The sequence below is a fragment of the Richelia intracellularis HH01 genome, from assembly GCF_000350105.1.
Classification (GTDB): domain Bacteria; phylum Cyanobacteriota; class Cyanobacteriia; order Cyanobacteriales; family Nostocaceae; genus Richelia; species Richelia intracellularis.
Genome location: NZ_CAIY01000081.1, coordinates 34,853 through 51,301, shown reverse-complemented (window position 1 = coordinate 51,301; position 16,449 = coordinate 34,853). Strand labels below are relative to the sequence as shown.

The 16,449-nt window shown below is 30.4% G+C and carries 10 protein-coding genes; 9 read left to right on the top strand and 1 reads right to left on the bottom strand.

Features of this window, described 5'->3' with window-relative positions; all coding sequences use genetic code 11:
- Positions 1-2,621 precede the first annotated feature (2,621 nt).
- The 6 genes from RINTHH_RS11110 (at position 2,622) to modB (ending at position 10,477) form a co-directional block, all read left to right on the top strand.
- Entirely contained in the window at positions 2,622-2,897 is a 276-nt protein-coding gene (locus tag RINTHH_RS11110; protein ID WP_008235636.1) for a hypothetical protein, read from the top strand.
- A gap of 81 nt (positions 2,898-2,978) precedes the next feature.
- The gene (locus RINTHH_RS08985; protein WP_008235635.1) at positions 2,979-3,236 is read left to right on the top strand and encodes a hypothetical protein; all 258 of its coding nucleotides are present in this window, start codon (positions 2,979-2,981) and stop codon (positions 3,234-3,236) included.
- Positions 3,237-4,891: 1,655 nt separating this feature from the next.
- On the top strand, positions 4,892-5,227 hold the full coding sequence (locus RINTHH_RS08980) for a hypothetical protein (protein ID WP_008228629.1): 336 nt from the start codon (positions 4,892-4,894) through the stop codon (positions 5,225-5,227).
- 963 nt (positions 5,228-6,190) lie between these two features.
- Positions 6,191-6,565, top strand: coding sequence for a hypothetical protein (locus RINTHH_RS08975; protein ID WP_008235632.1), 375 nt, complete (start codon positions 6,191-6,193; stop codon positions 6,563-6,565).
- A 1,119-nt stretch (positions 6,566-7,684) separates the two neighbouring features.
- Complete coding sequence (gene modA / locus RINTHH_RS08970) at positions 7,685-8,452, top strand: molybdate ABC transporter substrate-binding protein (RefSeq protein WP_231291184.1); 768 nt, start codon at positions 7,685-7,687, stop codon at positions 8,450-8,452.
- 216 nt (positions 8,453-8,668) lie between these two features.
- Positions 8,669-10,477, top strand: a complete 1,809-nt coding sequence (gene modB, locus RINTHH_RS08965) for a molybdate ABC transporter permease subunit (RefSeq protein WP_044304957.1) — start codon at positions 8,669-8,671, stop codon at positions 10,475-10,477.
- Between the two features lie 327 nt (positions 10,478-10,804).
- Here modB and RINTHH_RS08960 read toward each other — a convergent pair whose 3' ends face one another.
- The gene (locus RINTHH_RS08960) at positions 10,805-11,548 is read right to left on the bottom strand and encodes a fasciclin domain-containing protein (protein WP_196794903.1); all 744 of its coding nucleotides are present in this window, start codon (positions 11,546-11,548) and stop codon (positions 10,805-10,807) included.
- A gap of 951 nt (positions 11,549-12,499) precedes the next feature.
- On the opposite strand from RINTHH_RS08960, the gene RINTHH_RS11600 reads away from it, so the two are divergent.
- From RINTHH_RS11600 to RINTHH_RS08945, 3 genes are all read left to right on the top strand, one after another.
- Positions 12,500-12,601 carry a hypothetical protein gene (locus RINTHH_RS11600; protein ID WP_331270897.1) on the top strand — a complete coding sequence of 34 codons (102 nt, stop codon included), beginning with the start codon at positions 12,500-12,502 and terminating at the stop codon, positions 12,599-12,601.
- A gap of 660 nt (positions 12,602-13,261) precedes the next feature.
- The gene (gene tmk, locus RINTHH_RS08950) at positions 13,262-13,906 is read left to right on the top strand and encodes a dTMP kinase (protein ID WP_008235628.1); all 645 of its coding nucleotides are present in this window, start codon (positions 13,262-13,264) and stop codon (positions 13,904-13,906) included.
- Positions 13,907-14,921: 1,015 nt separating this feature from the next.
- The gene (locus RINTHH_RS08945; RefSeq protein ID WP_008235627.1) at positions 14,922-15,839 is read left to right on the top strand and encodes a DNA polymerase III subunit delta'; all 918 of its coding nucleotides are present in this window, start codon (positions 14,922-14,924) and stop codon (positions 15,837-15,839) included.
- The last annotated feature ends 610 nt before the right edge of the window (positions 15,840-16,449 follow it).

The following is a 16,449-nucleotide window of genomic DNA, read 5'->3' as shown; positions in this document are numbered from 1 at the left end:
ACTTAATAAGTATCTCCACTATCTATCATGTTACTAACTATTTAAATATTTTACTGCCTATTTGTAAAGCCTGGATTTTTCTATGAATTACATCATTGTTTTTTTTCGATAATAAGCAATGATAGAAATCAAGTGATTATATTTGAATAATATCAAGAGCTGATCTGGTATTAAACCAATAATAGCTAATATAGTTAATGCCTAATTGATAATAGCATCATTAAGTGGTATTCTACAAACAATAAGTATATTTTATTTCAAATACTATACAAAATATTATTTACTAGTACTTTTATCTGATGTTGAAAGAGAATTACTGGATCAATATAAATGATAAGAGACTTAAGAAGTTTCTATTGGTAAGAAAATAGCATCGATAGGATAAAGATATGAAATTATATAATACTCTATTAAAGATTTTGACTAGATTAAGAAAGTTATAGTCGATTAAAATAAATTTCTTGTGGAAAACTCCTAAAAGGAATTATATTACTACATCAAATTATTTGAGGCTAGCCTCAAATAATTTAAAATAGGGAATACTCATGAAGAAAATTTGAGCAGACTAAAAGACATATTACCAATAATTATATCTGACATATTTTGATTAGAATAGATTATTTTTTGCAATTCAGGATAACCACCATTATATTATGATGCTACTATTGAGTTTTATAATAAGTCTAAGGCTAAAAGAAAGATCATAAAACATAGATTTTGATAAACAATATATATATTATGCAAATACTATTAATTGGATAATATACCATGCGGTAAATTTAGCATATTTAATCATTTAAAGTGGGAATTAGTTACTAAGATTTTTCACCTAATATTGCCTATATAATGGTATTTTTGTATGATAGGATAATAAAGTAAACTTTATATATAGATGATATTCTATCATTATAGTTTAGGCTTGATTCTTGATTTCAAATTAATATATAATGTACATTATTTGAATTTTGATATTTTACCAATTTGTACTCTCTTAATCTAAAATATAATTCCAAAGCAATGATAGATACGGAGTTATAGGGAGTCAAGAAGATTTTTAGATTATCAATTTTGAAATTTTATACCTCAATTCATTAATACCTCCTGATTTTATTAATTGAGTTCAATTGCTTAAATAGGGAATAATGTTCTGCTCAACTAAATGTAAAACATAGTATTTCTGAGGTATTAGCTACCAAAGTAAAGCTGAATTATGATAATCAAATGGGCTTAATTCTCTGGGCATTTTCCCACTTGAATTACTACATTTAAATCAAGCATTACCAGAGATTATTTTAGATAATAGATCTTAGTCTTATACCAAGTGTATGCCTATAAACGTAAAACTTTTATCTTTGAATATAGGTATTTCATCAATTAAATTAACATGAACTACCTATAGAATAGGTACTATAATACCATAGATTTGATAGTTTTCAGGCTTAGTCCCAAACATTATAATACTATAATTTGGCTATATTGCAATCATTTACTATGTTGGTTCATATTATTTGAGTAATTCTTGAATACCTATAATTTTATAATAAGTAACCATCCCAGTAATCACAATATCCACTTTGCTATCTATCTCTATTCAAATTTATTCGGCTGTATTTTGTCGGTCAATTTGGTAACTGGCAGGATTACATAATTTTGTAGTATATATATTTTATATTTACCACTATTTATTCTACTTTAACTATCATAATATTTAACTCCCTCATTACCTAATATCAAAACTCATGGTTTAACACTAGAAAGATAGTTTTTATTAGTTTATATAAACTATCTATTTCTACCTCTAAAAGTATATTTATTCGTATTCTATATTTAACTGAAGCTTCTGGCTCTATTCCCTATATATTAGCTATAATCTTGTCAAAAGTCCCTCTGATTCGAGAATTCTCTTCATTTTTACTCAAGGAATTTTACCAATTAATCCTGTTATATTATCAGTGGTTTATGTTGGCTAAGACTCAACAAATCTGTGAAAGTTGTTTGCAGTAATTACTCTTGAGTTATATGTTGATTCTAGGAGAATATTTACATAGCTATTTAAATTTATAATAGTGTTATCAAGATTAAACCAAATATTTTATTACACTTTTTATTGATAAATAATTAATAAATTTTAAGACTGCTAATTGGTATTTTTATTTGGATTAAATATAAAATATGCACTTGTGTACTGATTTTTACTTTGTTTTTAATATAGTTATCTAGGATTGAGTACAAGAATAATAGTTCCTTATATTGTTATTACCTAAACCTATGTCTTAAAATACTTGCTCCTTGTACCCCATAACTTTTTAGGATAATTCATAAATATATGATTATGCACACTTGAGTATAAGACCAATAAATTTAATAATCTCAATACAAGATGTATTCACTACTGTGTGATTTTGCTTTTGATATAAGAATTATAGGATTTACGCAGAGATTCCCCTCTACCCCCCTGGACTTCTAAGTGCAAGCTTGAAATTTAGGGGGGACTTCTTAGTTAAATTTTGTATAGATGTTTAGACAAAATGCCTTCAATTTAACAACGTCTTTGAAGATTTTTCTTTAATCCTCATATTCTAATTAGTTCCAAAGTTATTAAGCAGGAGCCAAGTACATCAATGAGATTAAAATTATTTAATTATCTGATAGTAGCTCTGGCTACTGTATTAGTACTTTATCCTGCGTTATTAGTATTAGGTATAGTGTGGCAAGAGCATCTACAAATAGTTCTGGGTAAACAAAATAATATTGCTAAATTGGTATGCTGGTTTTTGTTTAGTATTCCTATTCTTTTGGAGTTAATGCTTTTAGGATATGTTTTTTATAAAACATACCAAACTTATATTCTAAACAAGCAAGTAAGATTGTTGGAGAGAATATGGCATAAGACTTAAGTGAAATAGACTAGTATCAGTACACTCCCAGAAATCTTTTTCACTAGTATTCAAGCGATTCATAAATAAATACTAATCAATATGGCAGAACAACAAAAAATCGATCTTACAGAAGAACAACAAAACTTATACTTTAGTCTTATTGATGAACTGTTGAAATGTCCTAATGGTAAGGAACCAGAAATTTTGTCTGCAAAACCAGAATTGCTAGATGCAGGCTTTATACAGACTGTAGTTCAAGTAGCAACATCATTTGCACACCAGGGTAATTCTGATGGTGCAGAATTTTTAGTTCATATTGCTCGAGAATTATCCAAGGAGTTAGGACTTTATCCTTGATAATTTAGGCAGGATTATACAATGCAATATACTGTATTGTTACCAAGTAAAATATTCCAAAGAATAATTAAATATTGGCTGAGTATTATTTACAAATGTTATTTCTTAACTGCTTGGTAAAGCTTATTATCTCGTAGTAATAAACATGACTTGATTTATTTCTTGATGTATTTAGGTCTATTATACCTAATATATAAACCCAGAAATACTCCTAATTGATTAATTCCTGATGGTTGATAAGATTATAGACCTAGCAAATATTCATATACTAGCAATATACAAGATAAGTAAAATTTATAGTAACAATTCAGATCTAAATTTGAGGAGTTGACAACAATAGTATTCACAGTATATCTAATCACTATCTTAATAGATTAGTTAAAAACTAAATCACATAAAATTATTGATATTAATATTTACATATTTAGCTATACCTCAAAACTGCTACATCTATTGAGGGGAATATCATTAACTTGTTTTTTTAACTGCATAAATTAATGTTACTTAAGCTAAAATAATACTAATAATAACCTTCAAATATTCTGAATAACAGCACTAATATCAGGTTTTGCTTTGTGAGATTTATAGAGTTTTGCTGGTTCTTATTACAGTTTGAATCATCTATAATTACTTAGGCATTAATAAGATTTGAGTTTCTTTTATTATCAAATTAAACCTCCTAGAAAATAACTGAAGAGTTTAAAGTTAATAGCCTATTTGTTTATAAGCCTAGCTTCAAGGATATATAACAGCAAATCTGATTGATATATCAATCAGATTTGCTGTTATATATCCAGAGTTATGATTCTTTTCAATTAACTGTTCATATTTTTTTAATTGCTAAAAATAATAGATTCTTTCTTAGAAAGAATGTTTAAAAGCGTATATAATTGTGTTTACAATTTATATAAGAAAAATTTATTTTTTGTATTAATCAAAGTATAGCTGCGTTTAAATAATTTCGTTATTCTATTAAAATTGTATTCTGTAATACTATATATATCTTATAAAATTTTATACATTTATTTTTCTTGTTGATGGCTTGGTAAGACTTAACGAGAAATAACATTTACTTGTTAATTATTATATTGAGTGTTAGAAATGACATTTTTCTCAGCCTATTCAGAGGTATGGCTTAATAATAATTAATGTGAATTGAATTTATGCTTAGCATTGAAAAAAACAAAAATTAACAGTGATCGTAGTTCATAGATAAACATTTTACAAACATCCAAGTTGTTGATAGCTATATGGGCTCATTCCCGTTTGAAGATATTCTATAATCGATTGATTATACTAAATAAGGTATTATTGAAGCCCATTGGAAAGATTTACTCTTAATTTAAATTTGGGTAAATTTAAATTAAGAGTAAATCATTGATCCTTTGAAATTAAGCTCATTTAAATTGTAAACCTTAGTCTGGATCCCTAACCTTAAAATATATCTAATTTTGAGAATATGAACTAGAACTCCACTTATTATCATCCTAATTTTTATGTTGACAAGATTATCAATGATGAATTTGTTTTAAACTTGTAGTTCCTACCATTAGTTTTAAGAGGAATGGGGAATTACTAGTTTTTTTCGTCATGAAAACATGACATTTTCATGTTATAATATAAAAGCAAAGAGTTCTATCAAGAGATGTTTTGTGATGTTAACTGGAGACATCCTAGCTAAAGAATTCACCAGAATTGTTACTCAATATCATCCGAAAATTGGAGAGTTACTAAGTTGCTGTCATGTAAGGGTAATTTATAGTCAGTGGGGAAGACCACCAAAGCATCTCCAATATATAGGTGTTTATTGTTCTGAGGAAATAATGACCTATTTGCAAATTGATCAGAATTTGCTTAGGGAAATTGCAGAAAGCATGGGGTTAGTTCAGGTCGTGTTACTAAATGCAACAAGGCTTTTACGTGATCCAATGTCAAAATTGAAACAGGCTGACCCACGCTTATGGCTAGAACTACATTTACTGGCAGTATAATGGAAAATAGTGACTGACGGCCGTCAATGAAAACAGAAGTTTTTTGTTACTGTGCAAATTACCGTCAAAATATCCAAGTAGCTATCTTTGAACAAGTGACATAGGTAAAACACACAGGGCTCTTGCTTGAGAGAATTACGGTCGTAAAACAATACTTCAATCCAACAGCTCCATTTTGATTCACACTGATATTACTGCCTAATTTTGCCGGTTTTATTTGTATCACTTGTCTTTACCCGGCTGCTTTTTGTTTTGGTCAGTTTTTCGCAATCCCTAAGAATAGAAGAGTGGGCAATAACCTTAGATAATTCTTATGGGATAAAGATTAAACTTTAGGTATTGTAAGATGAGGTTGTTTTATCCTGGATCATAAATTTTTTGATACAAAGCGAAACATTTATTTACCAGGAATCTTGGAAGAGAGTAGACTAGGAAATCTTCGTTTACATTAGAAACATCATTTCAGGGGTAAAATGTTTTTATTATGGCCCATTAACGATGTATTCCTGATTGTTACAGAAATCCGTGTTAGTACATTTAATAACTGAGGAAAACTATAATATTAGACTTGCAGCAAAAAGTTTATTTGGTATAATGGGAAGTCACTACTCACTCTAGAGAGATTGAAAAGTAATGTTGCTAAATATCAGGTAAATAATAGTGACATTGTGTGTAGGATATTAACTTTTGTGCAAAAGAATAGAAATCAAATCAATGGTAGTCACTAGAAGTTATAGCCGTATTGCTCACCAAAATAATAGCGATTAATTCGGCTAGTTTTATAGTTGATTAAGACTATCTGCCAAAAACCTCTATCATTAAATAGTCTGGTTACTTTTCAGGACAAAATTTAAAAGCCACAAGGTAAATTAAACCTGGGTACACTAGTGCTCAAACCTCCGTTTCAACTTCCAAAAAAAGATTTGGAGAGTTTGAAGCCCTATAATCAAGAGGTGCAAACTTATGACTAAAAGAAAACCATTTCTTCCTCCTGATGACATGCCACCAGCAGAAAGAACTGAATTTGATGGTATATTACGTCAGGAACTAGAGCAATCTACTACAAGAAGATTTTATGAAGCTTGTGATCGTATTACACAAACTTTATTATCCATGTGCCAGTGGCACATAACAACGAATTTTGGTCCTTTAATGTTAATCATTCAGTGCCCTGATATGACAACTTTTTGGAATATTATGGGTGACATTTCTCAACTTGGTAGTAGACTGAAAAAATTTGCTAACTATTCTAAAATCCGTGTCTGCCCTCCTCCAGATAATGGTACACCATTTGAAATTAGGGTGAATGAGATTTCCTTGTATCGAGATTGGTTCTAATTCTGCCGACTGGAGTTTAGACTAAATTTTAGGGCTCGAATAAACTTATTCAACAATAATTAGGCCTTACAACCTATATTTCAGGATTCACGGAAAATTTTGGATGTTTAAAGGGGGCTTTAATTTTTCGTGTTCTCTGTTGAGTATGAGTGAGTCAATGATAAACCAAATTGTTTTAAATAGTTATGCAAAAGCAAAATTGTCTTATAGCAACGACCAAGGCAATTGTATTATGTATAGTTAGCTCCAGTTCCTATACAGAAATAGTTTCAATTGATTGAGTTAAGGCAGCAATCTATACTTAGTAAGCTTTTAGCAGTATTGAATTAGTCTAAATTCCAGTATTAATATAACTGCAAGCATTTGCTTTATGTCCTGAAACTCATGCAAATTTTACTACAAATAACAACACTCTGTATAATCCTCTGCTATTGCTGAGTCATTTTGTCGATTTTGCTGGAAGATTTAAGCACTTAATTGATTAATCAAGCTAATGGCTGATATTTTTTCTGAAAAAGGGTTATCTTTGTTTCACAAGCAAATATTCTTTAAAACTTTTATTAACCTAATCAATACTAGAATTTACAGTTGCAATAACATTTTTCTGTGAAATTAGACAAATACTCGATAATTTTAATAAAATTTAAACCCTTATCATATCAAGACAATTATTATTATGTAAATAAAGTTAAATAATAATAATTGTCTTAAGTGAAATTACTTCATTTTGATGCTTACTATGTTTTCTTGGTTAATTATTATTGTATTCATCTCAACTATATGATGTTAGGACTCCATTAGCTATTTTACTTTTAGCTAATCTTTTTTAGTAAGTATTTGATTACTATCATATACTACTTTAAATTTCAATGTATTTTTCTATACTTACTTAGTATATCTAACTTATTTGCAAGATCTATATTAATAATCCAGCTTATTTAAACTTCATGCAGATTTTTTATTTTAAAGTCACTTGACTACTTGCCTAAACTTTAGTATTATTTTTGACTATGTATATAAGTATATTACGCTAATCAACTTTTGCTAAATCTATATAATAAATCCTCTATCGTAAATTCACTGATGCGACACAGAAGTATATTTTATCTGCTTGGCCTGTTGTCTTTTTCATCAACTTTGGTGTTTGCTTGTAGCCTAATTTCTAATACCAACTCCTCTTCAATAAACCAGTCTACTAATTTAACTATATCTGCAGCAGCTAGTCTTAAAACTGCAATGGAAAAAATTCAGTATTTGTATGGCCATACAAAACCTAGGATTAAACTTATCTATAATTTTGGCAGTTCTGGTTCTTTACAAAAACAAATTGAACATGGTGCGCCGATTGATGTTTTTATATCAGCTGCAACTGATAAAATGGATGCTCTGGAAAAACAAGGTCTATTATTAGAAAATACTCGTAAAAACTTATTAAAAAATAATATAGTTTTAATTGTACCTAAAGAAAAAAGAATAGGAATTAAAAGTTTTCGAGATTTAAGCAGCCAATCCATCCGAAAAATTGCTATGGGAGAACCAAAAAGTGTCCCTATTGGGCATTATGCTCAGCAAGTATTAAAAAACCTGAAGATCTTTGAAAAAATCAAACCCAAAGTTGTTTTTGCCAGAGATGTACGTCAAGTTCTTTACTACGTTGAAACGGGTAATGTTGATGCAGGAATTGTTTATGCTTCTGACATGAAAGTCTCGAAAGGAGTGGAACTGGTTGCTGATGTACCAGTAAACAGCCACTCCCCAGTATTATATCCCGTTGCCGCAATTAAAAGTACAAAAAACGCTAAATTAGCCAGAGAGTTGATTGACTTTCTTTTTCAAGAAACGAGTGGAAGGATTTTTAAAAATTACGGATTTGAGTTGGCGGAGTAGATGATTATATAGCAAATAAAGTTAATATATAGAAACAGCCCTACACACATATTAAAAAATAAGAGATTTTACTATAATTTAACAGCGAGAGACGTAGTTACTCTTTTCTTTACATTCTATATATTAACATTGATTAAGAAATATTTTGAATTTCCTAATATTACTAGTTCATATTTATTGTTAATAAATAAGTTTTCTCAGCTTACCAGATTCATTATGTATTTTGATATATCCCCTTTATTCATATCTCTCAAAACAGCTTTGTTAGCAACATTTTTAACATTTTTTATAGGTGTCTGCACTGCCTATTTTATGTTTAAATACCGCGGAAAATTTAAATCATTAATTGAGGGACTATTTCTTTTACCTTTGATTTTACCTCCTACAGTTGTGGGATTTTTACTATTGCTATTATTTGGGAAAAATGGGTTTGTTGGTCGACTTGTCGAGCCGCTAGATATCAGCCTTGTTTTTACTTGGTATGGTGCTGTGATAGCAGCAGTAGTAGTATCATTCCCCATAATGTATAAAACAGCACTAGGAGCATTTACACAAATAGACATTCGATTGATCCAGGTAGCCAGAACTTTGGGGGCTTCTGAATGGAATAGTTTTTGGCGAATTACTATACCTTTGGCACTTCCAGGCATTTTTGCTGGAACTACTTTAGTTTTCACTCGTGCTTTGGGTGAATTTGGTGCAACTCTGATGCTAGCAGGTAATATACCTGGACAAACCCAGACAATCCCCATGGCAATCTATTTTGCAGTAGAATCAGGAGCAATGAATGAGGCTTGGTCTTGGTCACTAGTAATTATAGCCATATCTTTATCCAGTATAATATGGGTAGATTTATGGCAAGAATTATACAATCATCAGAGGAAAGGTAAACAAAAAAAGAATGGAAAACTTAATGAGTATGTTTTGATGAATGCCATTCATTTGCCTAGTAATAATGATGGATTGGTTGTAGATATTGAGAAAAGTTTACCAGGCTTCCACTTACAAGTTTGCTTTGCTACTAATAACCAAACCCTAGGTCTATTAGGAGGTTCTGGTGCCGGTAAAAGCATGGTTCTACGCTGCATTGCGGGAATTGAAACCCCAAGCAAAGGTCATATCATTTTGAACGGCAAAGTACTGTTTGATTCTAAACGGGGAATCAATTTACCCAGTCGTGATCGCTGTGTAGGATTACTAATGCAGAATTATGCTTTGTTTCCACACATGACGGTTAGACAAAATATCGCTTTTGGTTTACCTAAACAATTATCAAAGTTAGCTATTGAGAAAGAAATTACATCTCAATTAGCAACCATGCAATTGGAAGAATTAAGTGATCGTTATCCCCATGAGCTGTCTGGAGGACAGCAGCAACGGGTTGCTTTGAGTAGGGTTTTAGTCTCACAACCTAAAGCACTTTTATTAGATGAGCCTTTTTCTGCTATAGATAACCATTTGCGCAGCAAATTAGAACAGCAAATGATATCCATACTAAGTAATTACCAGGGTATTTCCTTATTTGTAACTCATGATATGGAAGAGGCTTACCGTATTTGCCCCAATCTGTTAGTTATGGAACAGGGGAAAGAAGCACATCATGGTTCCAGATATGAGGTATTCCAACACCCCAATACAGTTAGTGTTGCAAAGCTAACAGGCTGTAAAAACTTCTCCCGTGCTTTCATGACAGAACCACAAATAGTAAAAGCACTAGATTGGGATTGTGATTTACAAATTGGGCAACCAATTTCCAATCCATTTACCTATGTAGGTATTCGCGCCCATCAAATTGTATTAAATGCAACTTTAGATGAAGAAAATACCTTTCTCTGTTGGTTGGTGAGAACCAGCGAGACATTCCATAGGATGACTTTATTTCTTAAATTACATTCTCCCCCAAATAATTATCAGGACTATCACTTAGAAGCAGAAATATTTAAAGAGAAATGGGAGATTATTAGAGAGAAGTCTCTACCTTGGTGTATATCGTTAAAGCCGATGCGACTAATGCTAATGGCGTAATTTCAACATTCATCTTGACAAAATTTTTGTATTATAATATCCACGATAAATTGGAAATGTCATTCTATAAAAAATCTGAAACCCGAAAATCTTAAAATCATATATTTTTAGATGCGGATTGTAACTGTGATAGTAAAGATAAGCAAAAAGCAAGATGTAAAAAAATTATTAGCTTTAGTTATAGACTTTCAATTATTTTCTGACATAAGCAACCGGCGCCGTAATTTGTGAAACTACGTATACTAATTATTTTAAGTAGAATAATACGCCCGTTTTTTAAAAAACGGGTTAACTCTGTCAATAAAATATCTTTATTAGAAATAACACTTACAGACTAGGGGGTATAATTACTTTATTAATGATATGAATTACTCCATTAGAACCCTTAATATTAGGTGTATATACCTCAGCAGTATTATTTATAGTTGATACATTTTTAATGATTTTGATTTTAATTGTATCACCTTGTATAGTTTGAATTTCCCCAGTTTTGAAATTATTGGACTCTATACTACCAGATACAATATGATAAGCTAGTATTTCCACTAGTATTTTTTTGTTTCTAGGTTTTAATAACTCTCGAAGTGCATCTTGGGGCAACTTAGCAAAAGCTTCATTGGTCGGTGCAAAAATTGTAAAAGGTCCTTCCCCTTGTAATATTTCTACTAGTCCTGTAGTTTTTAATGCTTGAGCAAAAGTGCTAAAAGATGCGTTTGACTGAGCTATCGCTACTAAATTCCTCCTGCTAGTAATGATTGCAGAGTTTTTTTTAAGAATCTCCGATTCAGTTGTTGGGTTTTTTGATGTAGTTTTATCTATTATGGATGTCCTATGTGGGACATTAATGGGTATTCTATTGTTACAAGCAGCACGGTTATAAGGACACTCATAAAAAACACTGGGTTTGTGATGCAATGATGAGCTAAGCTGCACTAGTGTTTTTTCCTCAATAGGTTTTTGGTTGCTTGCCTTAATGTGTTGACTGCAGTTGTATAAAACTTCTTGCAAAATCATAGGGTATGGATTTATGGTTTCACTAGCATCAACTGGCATTACAAGGGAATTATTCACATTCATTGCTCCTAAGATTCCCAATAAATTTAAAAGCAAATTTTTTGTATTTAATTTCATAAATTTGGCTTAGCTTTGATTTATACAAATTACATTTTAAGACTCTTAATATTTTGTCAAATGTAAAATACAACCAAGTAAGTAAAATAAAAGTTTCTGTATGGTCCCCAGTATTTTTGGTAATGAGTCTTGAGTTTTAGACTTAAGAAATGAGTTATTGTAAGACGAGTTAGGGTTAAAGTTAAAATTATTTAACTTACATTCGTTTATGAAGTTAATATTGTGCTTTTTTACACAAAATCACTATGAGTTCTTGAAAATGGGCATTTAATACTTGTCAAAATCTTTTATCTCATTATTAAATCACTACCACAGGCACTATGTTATTTCATACTAATCAAGGCATTTTCATAAAAAAACCTGATTAACTCAATTTTTGACCTTCATAAATTTAATGAAATTTCCAGCAAATAAAATGTTGGATAATATTTTGTAATGGGGTAAGGTTTGATACAGAATAAGCAATTACTTAATTATTAAGTTGTAAGTTTCAAATATATATATAATAACAAGCAAGCTTAAATGTGGTCAAAAGTAGATTGGCGTCAACAATACTATGAGTGATACGGAGATACACTATGTACAATAGTATTATGCCCATATTCAAGGTTATAAGTAATTCCGCAAAAATTTCCTGGTCATAATTTGCTTTATTATTATTCTGCCCACTATAGCCGAATAAGGCTGTGACGATTGGTATTTTTGTCAAAATTAAAGGCTGGCCTGAATTTATTTAACTACATACATAAATAACTTGTAATATTCAGAACTGCTATAAAGATTAATGAAATAAAGGTTATACAATCCTCATGGATATATTCAGTACAGGACATTTCTAATGTTAGAATTATACCAATTTAACTATCTCATTATTCGAGAAAAGTACGTTTAATACTTGATTATAAAGGATTAGAATATTGTAAGTATGAAATTTTCCTGGTATTTGACAGTTGGAAATACTACGAATTACTGGGCTATAAGTTCTTTTTTTAAAGAATGGCAACCAATTTATCTGTGATTATACGCGAATAGCAAAGTACCTGGAAATACAATACCCCGAACCTTCCGTAGCACCAATAGATCCTAAAAAAAGGAGTTTATATCTAAAGGTACTACCACTGAAAGTAAAATGTGTTTTAGTATTATTTTCTGAACTAATAGTTTAAGTTAACAAAAGATAAATCAATATTAGGTTAAATTTAAGGGGATGTTATCTCTGAGTATTAGAAATCAGGGAATAGTTTCTGTTAACAAGTTCTATAAATCTGAAAATACAGTAGTGGAGACTATATTTTGGTTGCTATATATTTGGGACCTATCACAGTCTAAAAAATACAATAATCTTCTCATGAAAACTCAAAAATAAAGGTGTTAAATAGAATCAATAGCAAAAGACTAAAAAATTAAAATAGATATTGAGTTAATTATGTATGGTTGTTAAAAATGCACTTGCTAGAGTGCAAACCTATTATCAATTAAGTCTAGTCCATTTTAATCTCAATGAGAATTCTGACGAAAATTATATACTTACTGTTCAATGGTTATGGAACTTGTATTTAACGACAACAAATAATAAGCTGCAGAAGAGGTACATGGGGTTGAATAAATTCAACTTCAGCCCCGAGTTAATTCTAAACAACTCTAATGTTATTTATGAATGGCAAGTTAATTGTATTTGAAGGAGTAGAAGGTTGCGGCAAAACCAGCCAAATAAGGCTTTGTTATGAATGGTTGCAAAGTTTACATATTCCTACTATCACAACTCGTCAGCCGGGGGGTACTAAGTTAGGAGTACATTTGCAAAGTTTGTTGTTAAATAAGATAGGAAACCAACATACCAGTGATCGTGCCGAGTTGTTATTATATGCTGCTGACCGCTCACAACATATAGATCAGTTGATTAAACCTAATTTAGCTTCAGGAAAGATAATTTTATGTGACCGTTACATTTACTCTACTATAGCTTATCAAGGCTATGGTCGTGGTTTGGATATGGATTTAATCAACCAAATAAATTTCATTGCAACGACAGGAATAGCTAGCGATTTAACTTTTTGGCTAGATGTAGATGTAGAGGTGGGATTAAATCGTAAACGTAGAAATGGTGATGAATTTGACCGTATTGAGCAAGAAAATATCGATTTCCATCGACGGGTACAAGAGGGTTATGCTACTTTAGCCAGTTCTAATCCTCATACTATTACCCATATTAATGGTAATTTAACTAAACAAGCTGTACAACAAAAAATTCAAAAAGTGTTGGAAAATTGGTTAGCAGAATGGAGAAAAGAAAATTAATATCTGGATAAAACTTCATAATATGAGTTGTAGGCATCTCTATTAATGCGAGATGCTTTATGGCAGATAATAGCAATAACAATATACTATAACATAAGATCGCTATATCTATCAAATTTGTATGGAGTAGAAAGCGTAATGTTTAATGCAGACTTTATTTGATCAAATAAAGTCTGCATTAAACATTACGCTTTCTAAATTAAATTATTAGTATTTCCATATAAGGGATTATAAATTAGCTATTTATCTTTCACTCATATTATTTTAATACCTCAGACTAAACATAATAATCCGAAAATTTAATCCTATTCAGCCCATACCTTTGAAAGTTAGTGGTATCATCCACAAAAACAAATTTGGTTATAAATATTAACCCTAATTTTCTTTACAATGACTAATACAAATGTATTCAGTATTTCGGCCTAAAAAATTAAGCACGGAATATGCTTTTTAAGTTAGAGATCTTAGTGTATTTGTAATTAACAATGACTAGTTTTTTCTTAAATGCTCTGTGGCTATAATTTTCTTAAGCTATTTACCAAATTTTAGGTGTATTTAGCATTAAGCCTAGTATATGTTCATCTGTCAGTACAATTAGTTTTTCTTATTAGATTTATTTTATTTGATATGCCTTCTCATTAATTGTCTCTGTTGGGTTTTTCGCGATTGTATCGACTATTCACTATTTCAAATCAAATATTAAGTAAAATGACAAATTGGCTAAACTATAAGCTAAATATTCTTATGATTATACTAATCATAAGAATATTTTATAAACTTAAAAATTTGTTTAAACTAAAAAATTTGTACTTTTATTAATAATATACTTTGAGTTTTAATATAAATTCCATAGGAGTTATTAATAATCAGTTATATTTTTCTCGCTCTTTTATTGAGATGGTTATTTTGAAGACAAGTATACTTCCATTTTATGGATTTTTTTTGTATGATGTGAAGGTATTATGGGCATTCGTCTAATTATCTAGTCTAAGTCAATCAGAAAATCTAAAATTTCTTGAATCCATTCAAACAACTGATAGGACAACCACAGGCAGTAGAACTACTTACTCAGTCAGTAATAAAAAATCGTGTTGCTCCAGCCTATTTATTTATAGGAGCTCCAGGTATTGGTAAAAGGTTAGGGGCAAAATGTTTCATTGAATTGATTTTTAATAATGCTAATCAGTATCAAAATATTGTAAATCATCCTGATTTATTGTGGGTAGAACCTATATATCAAGATCAAGGGCAACTGATAACAGTTACAGAAGCTACAGCAAAAGGTTTAAAATATAAAGTCCCTCCAGCAATCTGTCTGGAACAGATCCGGGGAATCATAAAGTTTCTTAGCCATCCACCCTTGAAGGCGCATAGACAGGTGGTAGTAATATCAAATGCGGAGAAAATCCTGGAGGGTGCTGCTAATGCTCTGCTCAAAGTACTTGAAGAACCAGGAAAAGCTACTATAATTTTAACTGCACCTTCCCCAGATTTAATTTTGCCTACTTTGGTATCTAGGTGTCATTATATTCCTTTTTACCGTTTGAATATAACAGCTATGGCACAGGTCCTAAAACAAACTGGCAATCAGGAGATTTTACAACATCCTATGATTCTAAACATTTCTGTAGGCAGTCCCGGAGAAGCAATTACATATTATAAAAAGTTACAAAGTATATCATCCGAATTATTATCAGAAGTTACAAAAATGCCATACGATAATCTTCAGGCTTTAGAAATGGCAAAACAAATTAGTAGAAACTTAGATATAGAAGTTCAATTATGGCTAATTGATTATTTACAGCATTTTTACTGGCGACAAGGTTGTAAGCGAATAATAGTTCAAAACCTGGAACAAGCTCGTAATTCTTTACTTTGTCATGCTCAACCCCGTTTAGTTTGGGAATGTACTTTTCTAAAGATGCTTATTTAAAACCATACTAGCAGTTTTGTGCTATACATTAATCTATAATTCAAGCCTATTTCTTCCAGGCAAAAAAACATATGGGTCCTATTTAGTTTTACTACATACCTACAGAGACTTTTTGGTATTTAATCATGATTCAGACTAGTCAATTATAAAACATACAAAACTATGGACTTGACAAGTACTAGGGGAAAATTGAAGCAGTAAAATTATCAAAATAAACTGAGCCACTTTTTCCCAATGATTTTTGGGTTATTCTAGGCATATATATCCTTATATTAGAAGGAATCTAAATGATACACGGGGGTCAATACGTTTGTGGAAAATACTACTGATTATCAATTATAGATAAATTGCGGGTATTATCGCAGAAATGATTGATAAATGTATACACATCTTCTAAGATTATAGTATATAAATTAACAATAATGAATTTTATCATATCCACAATGGAGGTTATTTCATTTATCAGCTTCTTGACTCCTCATGTGGAATAATCTCTGAATACAAGTCAAATAAAGTTTAGATAGGTAAATATAAAAGTTACGTTAATCCAACTGAAACAAAAGGACTAAACAGTTTTGAGCCTGGCTAATAATGCTCATAGCCTTTTTGA

Excerpts from the sequence above, each read along its gene's own strand:
- tmk (WP_008235628.1), top strand. The coding sequence starts at position 13,262 with ATGAATGGCAAGTTAATTGTATTTGAAGGAGTAGAAGGTTGCGGCAAA.
- RINTHH_RS08985 (WP_008235635.1), top strand. The coding sequence starts at position 2,979 with ATGGCAGAACAACAAAAAATCGATCTTACAGAAGAACAACAAAACTTA.
- RINTHH_RS11110 (WP_008235636.1), top strand. The coding sequence starts at position 2,622 with ATGAGATTAAAATTATTTAATTATCTGATAGTAGCTCTGGCTACTGTA.
- modB (WP_044304957.1), top strand. The coding sequence starts at position 8,669 with ATGTATTTTGATATATCCCCTTTATTCATATCTCTCAAAACAGCTTTG.
- RINTHH_RS08980 (WP_008228629.1), top strand. The coding sequence starts at position 4,892 with ATGTTAACTGGAGACATCCTAGCTAAAGAATTCACCAGAATTGTTACT.
- RINTHH_RS08975 (WP_008235632.1), top strand. The coding sequence starts at position 6,191 with ATGACTAAAAGAAAACCATTTCTTCCTCCTGATGACATGCCACCAGCA.